This is a genomic window from Fibrobacter sp. UBA4297 (assembly GCF_002394865.1).
Lineage (GTDB): Bacteria > Fibrobacterota > Fibrobacteria > Fibrobacterales > Fibrobacteraceae > Fibrobacter.
In genome coordinates this window covers 139,954-154,538 of the sequence record NZ_DGUZ01000009.1, presented here as the reverse complement: position 1 = coordinate 154,538, position 14,585 = coordinate 139,954, and the positions used below count along the sequence as shown (strand labels likewise).

Here is a 14,585-nt window from a genome sequence, read left to right as displayed (position 1 = left end):
TATTGTTGTATTTTATATTCATGTTTCGGCATTGAATAAAACGAAGAATTGTAAGTTTAGGCATTTTTTTCTACAAATGCTAATTGGCCCAGTTTTTGTTTTTTCGTTTTTTGGTCCAGTTTTTTTTGGACTTTACATAAACGATTCTAGGTTTACTGATGGAATTTGCCTTTATACGACTTCTATAGTTTTTCTATGTAATATGGGTAAATTTTTCTATGAATTAATTAAATATGGGAAAGAAATGAAGAATAAAAAGTGATTGGATTGTTTGATATAACTTGATTGTATATAATAAACAAGGAATTTGAATATGTGCGTTTAAGGTCTTATAGGGGCTCTTTACGAGCCGAGATAAAACAATAACCAGCTATAGGTTTTGACTAAAACGGTTGGCGTTGCTTGTTGATTGGTGTAAAGCGGCGTAGCTGGGCGTAAAAATCACTTATGGACGGGCTTGAGCTCGTTTTGGAACGTTTTACGTACTTCAAGGGTGTTTTAATGGGTCTTAGTACGTAATGTTTTTTGTTTAATTTATATGCTACGTACTAAATGGCTGTTTAGTGACCATGCAGTACGTAAAAGTGCAGACTAATTCCATATTGCTATTGATTTTTTGTTTGCGACGAGGATATTATACGTACTTGCGGTATTGTTTTATTTGGTATAGTACGTAATTGTGGCGAACATTGCAAAATAGGCTTATTTGGCTTTTGTTTTTTACGTACTAGTTGCGTTTAAAATGCTCGTTTAGTACGTAAATTTGCATAAATCGTGGCTCGTTATGAGCTGAGATTTTACGGGGCGTTGCGGGGTGGCCCCGCTCGAAGGGGTAGCGGAAGACGCAAGAAGATGGCGGCTAGGTTCCGGCTCGTGGGATGGAATGACGTCGCCCGTGACGTTGCTATGACGAAGCGGCTGAAGCGAGGGGGATTCCTCCCCCACCACTATAAAAAAAATTCCTAGATTCTTCGACTCCACTATGTTTCGCCCAAGATAACACAATTCCAACTTCGTTTTCTAGTAACTATTTCTGCAATTTCTAAGCTCTAAGTTCTAAGTTCTAAGTTCTAAATTGCTATATTTTCGCCCGAAAAATTATCTTCAAGGATACAACCATGAAACGTACACATAACTGCGGCCAGCTTCGCAAGGAAGATGTTGGCCAGATCGTAACACTCGCCGGTTGGGTGGATCGCCGCCGTGACCATGGTGGTGTGATTTTCGTTGACCTCCGCGACAAGTATGGCAAGACCCAGATCGTTTTCAACCCGGACTACAACGCCGACGTGTTGAAGACCGCCGAACAGCTCCGTAACGAATACGTTATTTACGTGACTGGTAAGGTCTACGCCCGCGAAGAAGGCAACACGAACGAAAAGCTCGCTACGGGTGAAATCGAAGTCAAGGCTGACAAGCTCGAAATTTTGAACGCCGCTCTCACCTCTCCCTTGGCCATTAACGACCCGAACGAAGAATGCAAGGAAAACGACGACCTCCGCTTGCAGTACCGCTATTTGGACCTCCGCCGTCCGTGGATCCAGAAGAAGCTCCTCCTCAAGAGCCGCTTCCTCAAGGCCGTGTACGACTTCTTCTATGCCAACGGTTTTGAAAACATCGAAACTCCGTGCCTTTGCAAGTCCACTCCGGAAGGCGCCCGCGACTACCTCGTGCCGTCCCGCGTGAACCCGGGTAAGTTCTACGCCCTTCCGCAGTCTCCGCAGCAGTACAAGCAGCTCTTGATGATTGCTGGCATGGACCGCTACTTCCAGATTGCCAAGTGCTTCCGCGATGAAGACCTCCGCGCTGACCGTCAGCCGGAATTCACACAGATCGACGTCGAAATGTCCTTTGTGAACCAGGACGAAGTCATGGAAATGTTCGACAAGTTCGTGACCGAAGTCTTGGGTAAGGTTTGGAACTTCGAACCGCCGCGCCACATCCGCCGTATGAAGTGGGCAGAAGCTATGCTCAAGTACGGTTCCGACAAGCCGGACCTCCGCTTCGACCTCGAAATCCACGATGTGTCTGAAATCGGTGCAAAGTCCAACTTTGGCGTGTTCAAGAACTGCGTTGCCGCTGGTGGCAAGATCCGCGGTATCGCTGCTAAGGGTTGCGTTGACTTTACTCGTAAGCAGATCGACGAACTCACGGCTTACGTGGGCAAGTACGGTTCCAAGGGCCTCGTGTGGATGCGCGTCAAGGAAAACGACGAAGTGGAAACTCAGGTTGGCAAGTTCTTCACGACCGAACAACTTAACGAACTCCGCGACGCTGTTGGCGCTAAGTGCGGCGACATGATGTTCTTCATCGCCGGTCCGGAAAAGATTGCAGCTACGGCTATGGGTCAGCTCCGCTTGGAAGTCGCCCGAATCAAGGGTCTCCGCGATCCGAAGAAGCGTGAATTTGTGTGGATTACCGAATTCCCGATGTTCGAATACAGCGACACGGAAGGCCGCTACATGGCTATGCACCACCCGTTCACGAACCCGCTTCCGGAACATTTGGACATGATGCTCAGCGGCAACCTCAAGGATTGCAACGCTGAAGCTTATGACCTTGTTCTTAACGGTGTGGAAATCGGCGGTGGTTCTATCCGTATTCACAACCCGGAAGTTCAGGAAAAGGTGTTCCGTTTGCTCGGCCTCTCCGAAGAACAGGTGAAGACCAAGTTCGGCTTCTTCGTTGATGCATTCAAGTATGGTGCTCCTCCGCACGGCGGTCTCGCCTTCGGTCTCGACCGCGTTGTCGCTACCATGGAAGGTGAAGAATCTATCCGTGACTACATCGCATTCCCGAAGAACACGAGTGCTTCTAGCCCGATGGACCAGAGCCCGAGCGAAGTGGATTTGCAGCAGTTGCAGGACATCCACATTTCTGTGCAGTTGCCGAAGAGTAAGTAGGCAGTAGACAGTAGGAAGTAGACAGTGGTTTGTGGTTGGGAAATCAACTGCGAACCATTCAACTACAAGCCTTGCTGCGGTGCAGCAACTAGTTACTAGTAATGCAAAAAAAATTTGAGAGTCGAAAGGTGTTTCGGCTCTCATTTTTTACGCTGTAGATTCTCGCCTTACTTCGCTCGGCACGTCCTAGCGGAAGGGTTTGCAAAATACGTGCCAAAAAGTGAATTTGCCGTAAGAAGGCTGATTTTTGTAAAAATTAGCCCCCCTGGATAACATTTTTTACAAGAAATTCGTTTTGGAAGGACTCGGAGATATCGATTTTACAAGTAATAGGGCCCACCTTTACATAACAAATTCCGTAACAATTTCAATAAACGTAATACATAGATTATGCACAACGTTCTTGACGAGAACGATCTTTCGTCGAGCATGGGAGGCAACCACAAGGGTACAGACCCAATCCCACTCGTAATTACGGCTGAAGAAGTCTTTGGAAAAAGGGAAAATAGCCAGCCGCGCCCGCGAAAGGCGTTCCTCGGAACTTTGGATCGCCATCAATCAGGGACTTCACGATATTTTAAGCCAAATTCGCGATCATGCATTTCAGGCAGATGATTCTCCAGAACGGATCCGAATTGTCGAAAAACGCATAATCGAACTCACCGGCAACAAAGATGACATTTTGCCATTGCCACAGTATACACAAAGTCTCAATGAAAAATATCAAAACAGAATGACGCCAGGCTCTGTTGCGTTTAAAGTCATTGGTTTCATCTTAATCTTAACTGGCTTCTGCTTTTTCGATAATCAGACAAAGCAATACACATCTTTTAACTTTATTATAAGCGGACTAGGATTTTTAACATTTGTAATAGGCTGTACATTTGATGGCCAAATAAGACTGTGCTTAAAAGAATTTACCGTCATCAGAACAAGAAAAGATCACCCAAAAGAATTTAAACTCATTACAGGCATTCTTGACCTTATCGGCTTTGGACTGATAATTTACGGTCTTTTATTACGCCATTAAAAATCAGTCATAATTTCCTTTTTTTGAGCATTTTTGTCTCATTTTCACAAAAAAAATCTCAACGTTTACAACAGTTAATGAAAAAAAACAATAAATACAGTCTATGGGGGGGAAAACAGCTATATATTCCAATATAGAAGTGTGGGTTTAGTTTTTTCAAGGGATGAGATTTATAATGAAAAAACACTTGGTTTGGCCACTTGCGTTTGCAAGTATGTATTTTTACGGATGTGCCGATGATAATGTAGCCGCATTTGATAGTACGGCTCCTGAAATCAGCGACATTTCGTCTTCGTCGATGGAACAAAACGACCCGGACTACCAAAACATTCCACCCTCAACGGAATCTTCTTCGTCCACCCAGCTTGCAGGTATATCCAGTTCTCAAACGAACGCCCAAGACGTCCCCACTCCAGGGGTATCAAGCGCAGTTGTTCCTGAAAGTTCCTCCTCGCCCGCGCCACATTCCAGTTCTGCAATAATTTCAGCAACGAGTTCTGCTGTAGCTCCGGCTAGTAGTTCGTCTCCAGCACAACTTCCGGCCATTTCTTCTTCAAGTGCTATGACTTCGAGCCCCTCTGTTGGCGGACCGTCATCTTCTAGTGGGCTTACGGAATACGACGACAACCACAAGGCCAAAGCAACGTTCCTCCCGAAAGCAGGCTTTTACAAGAATTTAACGATTGAGCCACTCACTCCGCAAAAGGGTGGCGAAATCCGTTGCACATTTGACGGTTCCTTCCCGACGGTCTCTTCCGAGCAAATCACAGTGGCAAAGCAAATCACCGAGAGCTCAGTTGTACGTTGTTCTGAATTTGTAAACGGCATGGCCGCTGATACTACAACGCAAACGTATTTCATCAATGAAAACGTTTCGATGCCAGTCGTTGCACTTACGGTCAATCACCACGACATGTTCGATTCTACCGATGGTCTCTACGCTACCGGAAACCTCACTGGCGGTGGCATGGGTGGCGGCATGTGGGACTTTGGCGGCGGCGCAAACGTTACCGACAACAACAACCCGAAATGCACCGAGCCTTGCAAGCAGGCGAATTTTTGGAAAGATACAGAGCTCCCCGTCCATGTGGAATACTTCGAAAAGGGAAGCTCTACCACTGAAAAGACTTGGGAAATCGATGCAGGCATATCGATTATCGGCAACTACAGCCGTTACAAGCCCAAGAAGAGTGTTGCCATAAAGATGGACAACGACAATTACGGCGACAAGACTCTCAAATATTCTTTGTTCAAAACGCGCCCTGAAGCAAAGAAATTCAAAAGCTTCAACTTGCGCAACAACGGGAACCGCTTCTGGTGCGACTATGTTGGCGATGCCATGATGACAGCGCTCATGGAAGGCACGGAAGTCGATTACCAGCGCAGCCGCCAGGTCGTCGTGTTCTACAACGGCGAATACTTCGGCATCCACGATATGCGCGAACGCTTGAACAGGAGCTATGTCGAAACAAATTACGGCATTGATTCCAAGTCCATCAACATGATTAAGATTACCGGTTCCAGTTACGAAGCAAGCGGAACAAACGGGGCTTCGACGGAAGATTACAAACAACTTGTAAATAGTATTTCTAGTGCCAATTTTGCAGGCGAGAACAATACGCAATACGAACAGATTAAGAGCAAGCTCAACGTCAACAGTTTTGCGCAGTACATGTTCGCCGAAATGTACTACCACAATGGAGACTGGCCAAACAACAACGTGCGCGCTTGGGGCGGCAACGGACACCCGTTCAAGTTTGTTGCATTTGATACCGACCACGGTTTTGGCTTTACACCGGGCATCAGCGGTTTTGATGAAGAAAATCAAAACATGTTCGACTGGGTTCTCGGTGCAAAACAGACAAGCAATCAAGGCGGAAATGGCGGCATGTGGGGCGGCTTCGGCGGAGGCTTTGGAGGCGGTTTTGGCGGAAGTTCTGTCGACAGCAGGGCCCCGGGCGGAATGCTCAAGAAGCTCCTCGAGAATCCGGATTTCAAGCGGCTGTTCATCAACAACGCATGCATACTCCTCAACAGCTACTTGACTTACGAAAAGGTACAGAGCACGGTCCAGTCCATGATGGCGACCATTCCATCTTCGGAACAGCAGCGTGACGAGCAACGCTGGCCGCGTAACCAGGCAAACTTCAAGTGGGATCCGAGCGGCAACACGCTTGTTGCCTATGCCAAGAATCGCGGCGAAAAGCTCAAGCAAGAAATGGTCGAACGCTTTGACCTCGAAAACGAAGTCACTGTAACCATCGGCGCAAGCGGAAATGGATCGGTACAGGTTGACGGCATGAAGCTTCCGAGCAACAACTACCAGTGCAAATTCTTTACGAACAACGAATTGCTGTTGACGGCAGTTACCAGCGCAGGCGCGGTATTCACGGGCTGGTCTGACGGTTCAACTGAAAATCCGCACAAAGTTCAGGCTAGCGCAGGCCTAACAATAACAGCAATGTTTAGATAACATATTTTACATTCTACTTCACCATCCCCGCAAAGCAATGCGGGGATTTTTTTATATTAAAATTATGTCCAGAGAAGCCAAAAGACGAAGAAAAGCAATGATGATGGAGAGCCAAATGATGGAGAAACAACCTCTCCCACCCTCCGAAGAAGGGCCGATAAATCCCGCCCCAAAAAATTCACTAAGAAAGAAAACACTAATTATTTTATTCATACTAGAGGCTTGTTTCATTATAGCATTTTTCCTTCTAAGAGCAAAAACACATTCGTTTGATCTCGGCTATATCATCGACGAAACTTTTTTGAACAAACTCGCCGAACGTGAGCTATACAGAACATTGCTTAGAATTTCATTAGCCTTCTTTATAAGCTTTGGTTTGGGCATTATTTTACATATCTTTAAAGTATTGCCTCCAAGAAAAGACAACAAAGAACCATCTACAAAAAATTTTATTACTGAATTCATCCTTCTGCTAATACTCGCCATTGGCGTTTCAATTTCAGAAGTTATCGAGCTTCCTGCAAGGTTCACAAAAAAGCCAATACTCAAAAAAGAATTCCTTATTAATAAAGATACTTGGACAACGAAATCAGGAATGCATTATGACCTTATATTCAGTAGCAAATCGAGCATAACGGTTAGCAAGCGCACTTATTTAGCAATGGATATCGGAACTGAATTTTACACTGTTTATCAAGGGTCATTTCTTATAGATTATTTCCCGATGGATAAATATTTTTTGAGAAAAGAATGAAGAAACTCGAAGAAATACAATTAATACAGTTATATCATTTGGTGAAGTAAAAAGTAATATTATAAAGGGGTTGAATAGTTATATTAGGGACATATCCCCCAAACAACAAAAATCTACGTAGCTGTTGGCTGCGTAGATTTTTTTTTGCTAATTGCAAATCGGGGTAGCCAGATTGCTCTCGCCCCTATTCGGCTACGCCGAGTGGCTCGAGCCCTACGGGCTGCACGCACGCGTGCAGCGCAAAATCCGCCATTCGTTTTCTCTCCGTTCAAACATTGGCGGATTTTGTCGAACTGACTTCGTCAGTTCCTTTGGCCCCCTCCAAATACACAAAGAGCCACCCCTACGGGGCGGCTCTTTGTGTATCGGGGTAGCCAGATTCGAACTGACGACATTCTGCTCCCAAAGCAGACGCTCTACCAGGCTGAGCTACACCCCGAAGTGCTCCAAATATAGCAAAGATTTACTGTAAAATTTGCTTGGAAACGTGATTTTTTTTCTTCTATAACAAATTTTTTCATAAAAACTTCACTTTTGTGCACTGAAAATATTGACAATTGCCCAGTTGTGCATTATATTTATATTGTATAAATTCCAGCACCCTTTATGACGAGAGGCAAAACATGGAAATCAATAACGAAAAACGCAAAGAAATGACGGCCAGGCAAGAAGAAATCTACGAATACATCAAGAAGTATTCGAAGGAAAACCACATGCCGCCAACGGTTCGCGAAATCGGCAACCACTTTGACATTTCTTCCACAAACGGCGTACGTTCGATCCTCGCCGCCCTCATCAAGAAAGGGTACATCAACCGTTCTCCGCGTCTCAGCCGCGGTATCGAAATTCTTAATGACGAAAAAGAATCCGGCAAGGAAGCAGCAAGCAATACGATTGAAATTCCTATTGTCGGTCGCGTTGCCGCTGGTACGCCGATTCTTGCCGTGCAGAACCTCGAAGGCACCGTCACTATCGACAGAGACTTCCTCGCCTGCCGTAGCGACGTGTTCGCTCTCCGCGTCAAAGGTGATTCAATGATCAACGCCGGCATTTTCGATGGCGACTTGATTTTCGCTCGTCAGCAAAAGACCGCCGACCTTGGCGAAATTGTCGTTGCACAAATCGACAACGAAGCAACGGTCAAGTACTACCATCCGAGCGCAGACCATGTGGAGCTCCGCCCGGCAAACCCGAAGTACAAACCGATTATCGTGAACAACAAAAAAGACTTCTCGATTGCAGGTCGCGTCATCGGCGTCATGAGAAAAGTTAATTAATTTATTTACAAAGCTTTTACTGGATTCTTCCATTCTACAGCCTCAAGACAAACTTGAGACACTTCCCTAAATGACGAATTGATGCGTTCAGTAAATACAAAAAAAACCGAGGTTCATCGCCTCGGCTTTTTCTTTATACAATTTAACGGATTCCTTTCCCCTATCCTATCGCGCTGTTTCCAGGACGCTACGCACTCCAGGTCGAGGATGAGGGCTCCACGATGACAAATTAATCGTCGAAATCAGCGAGTTCTTCTTCAGCTTCCTTCAAGTCCGCTGCGTCCGGTCCCTCGAATTCATCGTCATCAGCTTCGTCAAGGGAGTCTCCGCCCATAGCGCCCAACTGGTATTCCACCTTGCGGGCTTCCTTGGACTGACCCAAGTGCAAAATTGCGGCACATTCTTCGCAGTAACCGAGATGCTTGTCGACCCAGAATTCCGGAGAAACAAGGTTCTTGTTGCAACGCGTACAAATCTGAGTTGCAGCTTCGCGCGTGAAAGCGGCGTTCTGCTCTTCGAGTTCCTTCAAGATGCGTTCCGTCAGCTCTTCCTGAGTTTCTTCCGCAAGAGAAATCTTGTGGCGAATTGCAGATGTCGGCTTCTTTTCGAGGTTCTTCATTTCTGAAGTCACCTTTTTCTTGTTGGCACGTTCTTCCTGTTCGTCAATTTCGACAAACATAATGAACTTGCAAGGCTTCTTGCCGCCTTCAAGCAAAACTGCATACGGATAATCAGACTTCACAGGAGCCTTCTTCGGTTCAACCTTTTCAACAACTTCCACTTTTCCAGCAACCTTTTCGGGAGCCTTTTCGACAACTTCCTTTACAGGTTCCTGCACGACTTTCTTTTCGACTTCCTTCTCCACTTCCTTTTCTGAAGCCTTCTTCAACGGAGCCTTGGCCTCGACTGCCGGTTCAACCTTTTTTGCCGGAGCAGGTTTCTTGGGAGCTTCAACAGCCTTGGATACAGTTTTTTTTGCCGGGGCAGCCTGTTTTGCAGACGCCTTAGCCGGGGCAGCCTTTTTGACCGGAACCGGTTCAGACTTTGCAGGAGCCTTAGCAGATGCGGCCTTCTTTGCAGGAGCCGGAGCTGCCTTTGCGGCAGGCTTCTTGGCAGCTGGAGCAGGCTTTGCTGGAGCCTTGGCCGGGGCAGCCTTTTTGGCCGGAGCCGGAGCGGACTTTGCTACAGGTTTCTTTGCCGGTGCGGGCTTGGCAGATTTCTTTTCAGAAGTACTTGCCTTTGCAGGCGCTTTTGATGTCGCTTTTTTGGAACTCATATTTACTTCTTTTCCACAATTTTAATGTTTAAAATCGGATCATTCGGGTCAATGCGGCACACAACATCGTGGCCCTCGATGACCTTGCCAAACACCGTGTGCTTGCCGTCCAAATGCGGCTGCGGGAGGTGCGTAATGAAGAACTGCGAACCGGCGGTATTAGGTCCCTTGTTCGCCATAGAAATCACACCCGTCTCATGCTTGAGATCGTTCTGTTCGTCGTCAATGGTATAACCGGGACCGCCCGTTCCATCACCATTCGGATCGCCGCCCTGAATCATAAAGCCAGGAATCACGCGGTGAAAAAGTAGACCGTTGTAAAAACCGGAATTGGCAAGTTCAACAAAATTTGCCACGGTATTCGGAGCGGCCTTGAAATTCAGGTCTACAACAATTTTTCCTTCATGAGTTGTAATCTCGGCAAGGATCTGTTTCGTTCCCGTGTAATCCTTGTTGAAAACCTTTCCCGCAGCAAAAGCGTTTGCGGCAAGGCAGAGAGCACTGCAAAAAATGAGCTTTTTAAACAAAACGTAACTTCCGTAGTTATATCGTTCAAAACGAACAATTTGTTCAACTAAAATATAGTTTTTTTTTAAAGGGTTCACAGCGAATACCAATAAACAGGCACAAGATTTCTATATTTATGCAAAAACTCTTCAACATCTTAATATGCCGCAAAATAACAACATCCGAAATTTTAGCATTATCGCCCACATCGATCACGGCAAATCCACCTTGGCCGACAGAATGATTGAACTGACCAAGACGGTCTCCAAGAACGAAATGATGAACCAGCTCCTGGATGATATGGACCTGGAACGCGAACGCGGCATTACAATCAAGGCTCATGCCATCCGCATGGTCTATGAAAAAGATGGCGAAGAATACATCTTGAACATGATCGACACCCCGGGGCATGTGGACTTCACTTACGAAGTCAGCCGTTCCCTTGCCGCTTGCGAAGGAGCCATCCTCGTCGTGGATGCAAGCCAGGGCATCGAAGCCCAGACGCTTTCGAACCTCTACCTTGCGATTGAAAACGACCTTACCATCATCCCGGTTTTGAACAAAGTAGACCTTCCGGGTGCACAGCCCGATCACGTGGCGCAGCTTGTCGGTGACTTGCTCGGCTACGATCCGGACAAGATTCCGCGCATTTCAGCAAAGACCGGCCTCAACGTGGAACAGGTGCTCGACAAGATTGTCGACGAAATCCCGGCCCCGAAGGGTGATGCAGGCAAGCCGCTCAAGGCCCTCATCTTTGACTCCGTTTACGATTCCTACCGCGGCGTGATCAACTACATCCGCATTGTCGAAGGCACACTCAAAGCGGGCATGAAAATCCGCATGATGAAGACGGGTGGCGAATACGTCGTCACGGAAGTCGGTACATTCAGCATGCGCCGCGACCCGCGTCCGGAACTCACCGAAGGCATGGTCGGCTACGTACTCGCCAACGTAAAGACGATTAGCGACGTGAAAATCGGCGATACGCTTACCGATGCCGCCAATCCGGCCGAAGAACCGCTCCCGGGCTACAAGGACGTGCTCCCGATGATTTACTCGGGCATCTACCCCATTGATCCGGAAGACTACAAGGATTTGCGCGAAGCCCTCGAAAAGCTCCGCCTCAATGACTCCGCTCTTTGCTGGGAACCGGAAACTTCCGAAGCGCTCGGCTTTGGATTCCGCACGGGATTCCTCGGACTTTTGCACATGGAAATCGTGCAGGAACGCCTGGACCGCGAATTCAACGTGGACATCATCACGACCGTACCGAACGTGGAATATCACGTGTACATGAGCGACGGCTCCATGGTGAAAATCGAAAGCCCCTCCAAGCTCCCCGATGCCAGCCGCTACGACTACATCGAAGAACCGTATGTAAAGGCACAAATCTTTACGCCTAAGGAATACGTGGGCGCCATGATGACGCTTTGCGAAGAAAAACGCGGCACGTTCGAAACGATGGAATACATCGACGAAACAAAGGTCATCCTCAAGTACGACCTCCCGCTTGCCGAAATCATGTTCGACTTCTACGACCGCCTCAAGTCCTTAAGCCGCGGTTACGCAGGCCTCGACTACACGCCGAGTGAATACAAGCGCAACAACCTCGTCAAGCTCGACATTCTCCTGAACGGAGACCCGGTCGACGCCTTCTCCGTGATTATCCACCGCGACAAGGCGAACACCTACGCCAACGCCATCTGCGTAAAGCTCAAGGACCTCATTCCGCGCCAGCAGTTCGATGTCGCCATCCAGGGCGCCATCGGCGGAAAAATCATCAGCCGTTCCACCGTGAAGGCCGTCCGCAAGGATGTGCTTGCCAAGTGCTACGGCGGTGACATCACCCGTAAGAGGAAGCTCCTCGAAAAGCAGAAAGAAGGTAAGAAGCGCATGAAGAGCATCGGCTCTGTGGAAGTGCCACAGAAGGCGTTCCTTGCCGTGCTCTCGCTCAGCGACGATTCTACCGGCAGCAACGACTAATTGTAGTTTGTAAGGCAATGTCAGCACTCGATCGTAAAGTCAGGTCATTACAACGACGCCACTCCAAGGCGCACGTGTTCATTCTTGTCTTTATCCTCAGTGCTGTACTCGCCGTTATGGTTGGCGTTCGCTATTACGCGTTCGTGCCTGTCCGCGTGCAAGACAACTCGCTGTACCCCAAATTCAAAAAAAACAGCGTCTTGTGGATGTGCAAGCTCCCACGCTGTACAGAAAACATCGTTGACGGCGATTACGTCTGGGGCATCATGCGCAACCAGGACAACATGGTGCGCAAAGTCCTTGGCGTTCCGGGAGACTCCATCACGATTACGAACAACGGTAAAGTCTACACGCCGCACCGTAATTTCAGATGGAAAGGAGAAGACGCGTTCATCGAGACGCGAAGCATCTACATTCCACATAAGGGAGACACACTTCGGGTTGACCAACTGAACGATGTGGAACAGGACTACCTGATTTCGCTCATGAACGAACAGAACGAAAAGTTCTACGTCAAATCCAGCCTGTGGCAAGGCAATCGCGAAATGCCTCTAGAACGCATCGGTTCAACAAAGCTCGGGAACCGCCTTGTGAGCCTGCAAGAAATCGACTACATGCCCTGGCAAGATAGATTCCTTGTCGAACTCCAGATATTCCTTGCAGAACCGGGCAACACTCCCATCCGCATCAAGCGTGAGCTGTACAATGCCAAGGACTCCTCCAAAATTTCATTCTATGTAGTTCCCGAAGATTGCTATTACCTTATCTGCGAGAAATCAAGCCACTGCGCCGACTCTAGAGAAATCGGTTATTTCACCCAAAACAGAATCCTAGGCCGAGCAAACAAGGTCGCAAACAAAATCCAGAAGCAAGTTGACGACCGCATAAGACAAACGCAAAAATCCCTAAAAAGGCTCTTGAACAGCCCCAAGAAAAAGTCAAACAAGAAATCCCCAAAAACAGAGCAAAAGTCTAAGCCCCAAAACGGCGAAGCTACCAAAACTTAAAAAATTTAAATTTCCAAAATAAAGCTAAACGAAAAAGATACAACCAATGTATCCGTTTATTCTTTTTCCTCAATTTCGTTCTCCATATAGACGCTAAATCATTACTAGGAGCAAAATCTAGAATCCTGTTTAAAAAAAATCGAATACAGGCTTCATTTTGCAATCTACCGTTTGCAAAATCACAAAAAAGAAAGATTTATGACAACAAAAGTCATAAGGGTTTTATAAAGCGAGAGAAGAGAGAACAACCTTCGGCCTACAGACACGGGACAAAAAAAGCCCCCGGCTCTTGCGAGACCGAGGACTTTTTTAATGCTTTTTAACCTTTAGCTTTGGAAAAAGGTAGGTTTTAGGGAGGGCGGAGCCTTCCCTAGTCTAAAGCGATGCCTTGCGTTAAGCAAGGCCGAGCATTAAACCGCGCCCTGCCACTTCATGGCATCGGCAACCTTGAGGAAGCCAGCGATGTTTGCACCCATGACGAGGTTGCCCTTCTGGCCGTACTTGACAGCAGCAGAGGAAGCAGCGGCGTAGATGCTCTTCATGATGCCTTCGAGCTTCTTGTCCACTTCTTCGAATGTCCAGGAGAGACGTTCGGAGTTCTGAGACATTTCGAGACCGGAGGTAGCAACGCCACCAGCGTTAGCAGCCTTGGCAGGTCCAAAGAGAACGCCAGCCTTCTGGAATGCTTCGATAGCTTCCGGAGTAGACGGCATGTTAGCACCTTCGGCAACGGCCTTCACGCCGTTAGCGATAAGAGCCTTTGCACCTTCGAGGTCGAGTTCGTTCTGGGTAGCGCACGGAAGAGCGATGTCGCACTTGACCGTCCAAACACCCTTAGAACCTTCGTGGTATTCAGAACCCGGAACGAGCTTGGCGTATTCGCTAATGCGAGCGCGCTTCACGTTCTTGAGGTCGAGAACGATGTCGAGGTTGATGCCGTTCGGGTCGTAGATGTAGCCGTTGGAGTCGGACATGGTCACGACCTTAGCGCCGAGCTGCGTTGCCTTCTGGCAAGCGAACTGAGCGACGTTACCGGAACCGGAAATCACGACGGTCTTGCCTTCGAAGGAGTCGTTAGCGAGGTCCTTGAGCATTTCGCGAGTGAAGTAGCAGAGGCCGTAACCGGTAGCTTCGGTACGAGCGAGAGAACCACCGTAAGAGAGGCCCTTACCCGTGAGAACGCCCACAAATTCGTTGCGGATGCGCTTGTACTGACCGAACATGTAACCGATTTCGCGAGCGCCAGTACCCTGGTCACCAGCCGGAACGTCCGTGTCGGCACCGACGTGCTTGCAGAGTTCAGTCATGAAGGACTGGCAGAAACGCATCACTTCGTTGTCGCTCTTGCCCTTAGGATCGAAGTCGGAACCGCCCT

10 protein-coding genes and 1 tRNA gene are annotated in these 14,585 nt (G+C 47.8%); 7 read left to right on the top strand and 4 right to left on the bottom strand.

Annotation, left to right across the window (positions count from 1 at the left end; genetic code table 11):
• Positions 1 to 1,118: 1,118 nt before the first annotated feature.
• The 4 genes from aspS (at position 1,119) to B3A20_RS03880 (ending at position 7,160) form a co-directional block, all read left to right on the top strand.
• Entirely contained in the window at positions 1,119 to 2,903 is a 1,785-nt protein-coding gene (gene aspS, locus B3A20_RS03895; protein WP_290762074.1) for an aspartate--tRNA ligase, read from the top strand.
• A 490-nt stretch (positions 2,904 to 3,393) separates the two neighbouring features.
• Positions 3,394 to 3,933 carry a hypothetical protein gene (locus B3A20_RS03890; RefSeq protein WP_290762071.1) on the top strand — a complete coding sequence of 180 codons (540 nt, stop codon included), beginning with the start codon at positions 3,394 to 3,396 and terminating at the stop codon, positions 3,931 to 3,933.
• A 175-nt stretch (positions 3,934 to 4,108) separates the two neighbouring features.
• On the top strand, positions 4,109 to 6,406 hold the full coding sequence (locus B3A20_RS03885) for a CotH kinase family protein (RefSeq protein ID WP_290762069.1): 2,298 nt from the start codon (positions 4,109 to 4,111) through the stop codon (positions 6,404 to 6,406).
• Between the two features lie 115 nt (positions 6,407 to 6,521).
• Positions 6,522 to 7,160 (top strand): hypothetical protein, encoded by a 639-nt coding sequence (locus tag B3A20_RS03880; RefSeq protein WP_290762067.1) that lies wholly within the window; start codon positions 6,522 to 6,524, stop codon positions 7,158 to 7,160.
• A 365-nt stretch (positions 7,161 to 7,525) separates the two neighbouring features.
• On the opposite strand, the gene B3A20_RS03875 is transcribed toward B3A20_RS03880, so the two are convergent.
• Positions 7,526 to 7,599 (bottom strand) — tRNA-Pro (locus B3A20_RS03875).
• Positions 7,600 to 7,783: 184 nt separating this feature from the next.
• On the opposite strand from B3A20_RS03875, the gene lexA reads away from it, so the two are divergent.
• Positions 7,784 to 8,437 (top strand): transcriptional repressor LexA, encoded by a 654-nt coding sequence (lexA, locus tag B3A20_RS03870; protein ID WP_290762066.1) that lies wholly within the window; start codon positions 7,784 to 7,786, stop codon positions 8,435 to 8,437.
• A 229-nt stretch (positions 8,438 to 8,666) separates the two neighbouring features.
• Here the strand turns inward: lexA and B3A20_RS03865 are convergent, their stop codons facing one another.
• Together B3A20_RS03865 and B3A20_RS03860 are read right to left on the bottom strand one after the other, a co-directional pair.
• Complete coding sequence (locus B3A20_RS03865; RefSeq protein WP_290762064.1) at positions 8,667 to 9,713, bottom strand: hypothetical protein; 1,047 nt, start codon at positions 9,711 to 9,713, stop codon at positions 8,667 to 8,669.
• A 2-nt stretch (positions 9,714 to 9,715) separates the two neighbouring features.
• On the bottom strand, positions 9,716 to 10,141 hold the full coding sequence (locus B3A20_RS03860) for a peptidylprolyl isomerase (protein WP_349680064.1): 426 nt from the start codon (positions 10,139 to 10,141) through the stop codon (positions 9,716 to 9,718).
• Between the two features lie 241 nt (positions 10,142 to 10,382).
• Between B3A20_RS03860 and lepA the strand changes: the two genes are divergently transcribed.
• Together lepA and B3A20_RS03850 are read left to right on the top strand one after the other, a co-directional pair.
• The gene (lepA, locus tag B3A20_RS03855; RefSeq protein ID WP_290762059.1) at positions 10,383 to 12,203 is read left to right on the top strand and encodes a translation elongation factor 4; all 1,821 of its coding nucleotides are present in this window, start codon (positions 10,383 to 10,385) and stop codon (positions 12,201 to 12,203) included.
• Between the two features lie 17 nt (positions 12,204 to 12,220).
• The gene (locus B3A20_RS03850; RefSeq protein WP_290762056.1) at positions 12,221 to 13,210 is read left to right on the top strand and encodes a S26 family signal peptidase; all 990 of its coding nucleotides are present in this window, start codon (positions 12,221 to 12,223) and stop codon (positions 13,208 to 13,210) included.
• 410 nt (positions 13,211 to 13,620) lie between these two features.
• Here B3A20_RS03850 and B3A20_RS03845 read toward each other — a convergent pair.
• A partial coding sequence (locus B3A20_RS03845; RefSeq protein WP_290762053.1) for a Glu/Leu/Phe/Val dehydrogenase dimerization domain-containing protein occupies positions 13,621 to 14,585 on the bottom strand: 965 nt, incomplete at its 5' end.

What these genes read in the sequence shown, in the direction of transcription:
- B3A20_RS03880 (WP_290762067.1), top strand. Translation starts at nt 6,522, where the DNA reads ATGATGGAGAAACAACCTCTCCCACCCTCCGAAGAAGGGCCGATAAAT.
- lexA (WP_290762066.1), top strand. Translation starts at nt 7,784, where the DNA reads ATGGAAATCAATAACGAAAAACGCAAAGAAATGACGGCCAGGCAAGAA.
- B3A20_RS03850 (WP_290762056.1), top strand. Translation starts at nt 12,221, where the DNA reads ATGTCAGCACTCGATCGTAAAGTCAGGTCATTACAACGACGCCACTCC.
- lepA (WP_290762059.1), top strand. Translation starts at nt 10,383, where the DNA reads ATGCCGCAAAATAACAACATCCGAAATTTTAGCATTATCGCCCACATC.
- B3A20_RS03865 (WP_290762064.1), bottom strand. Translation starts at nt 9,713, where the DNA reads ATGAGTTCCAAAAAAGCGACATCAAAAGCGCCTGCAAAGGCAAGTACT.
- aspS (WP_290762074.1), top strand. Translation starts at nt 1,119, where the DNA reads ATGAAACGTACACATAACTGCGGCCAGCTTCGCAAGGAAGATGTTGGC.
- B3A20_RS03885 (WP_290762069.1), top strand. Translation starts at nt 4,109, where the DNA reads ATGAAAAAACACTTGGTTTGGCCACTTGCGTTTGCAAGTATGTATTTT.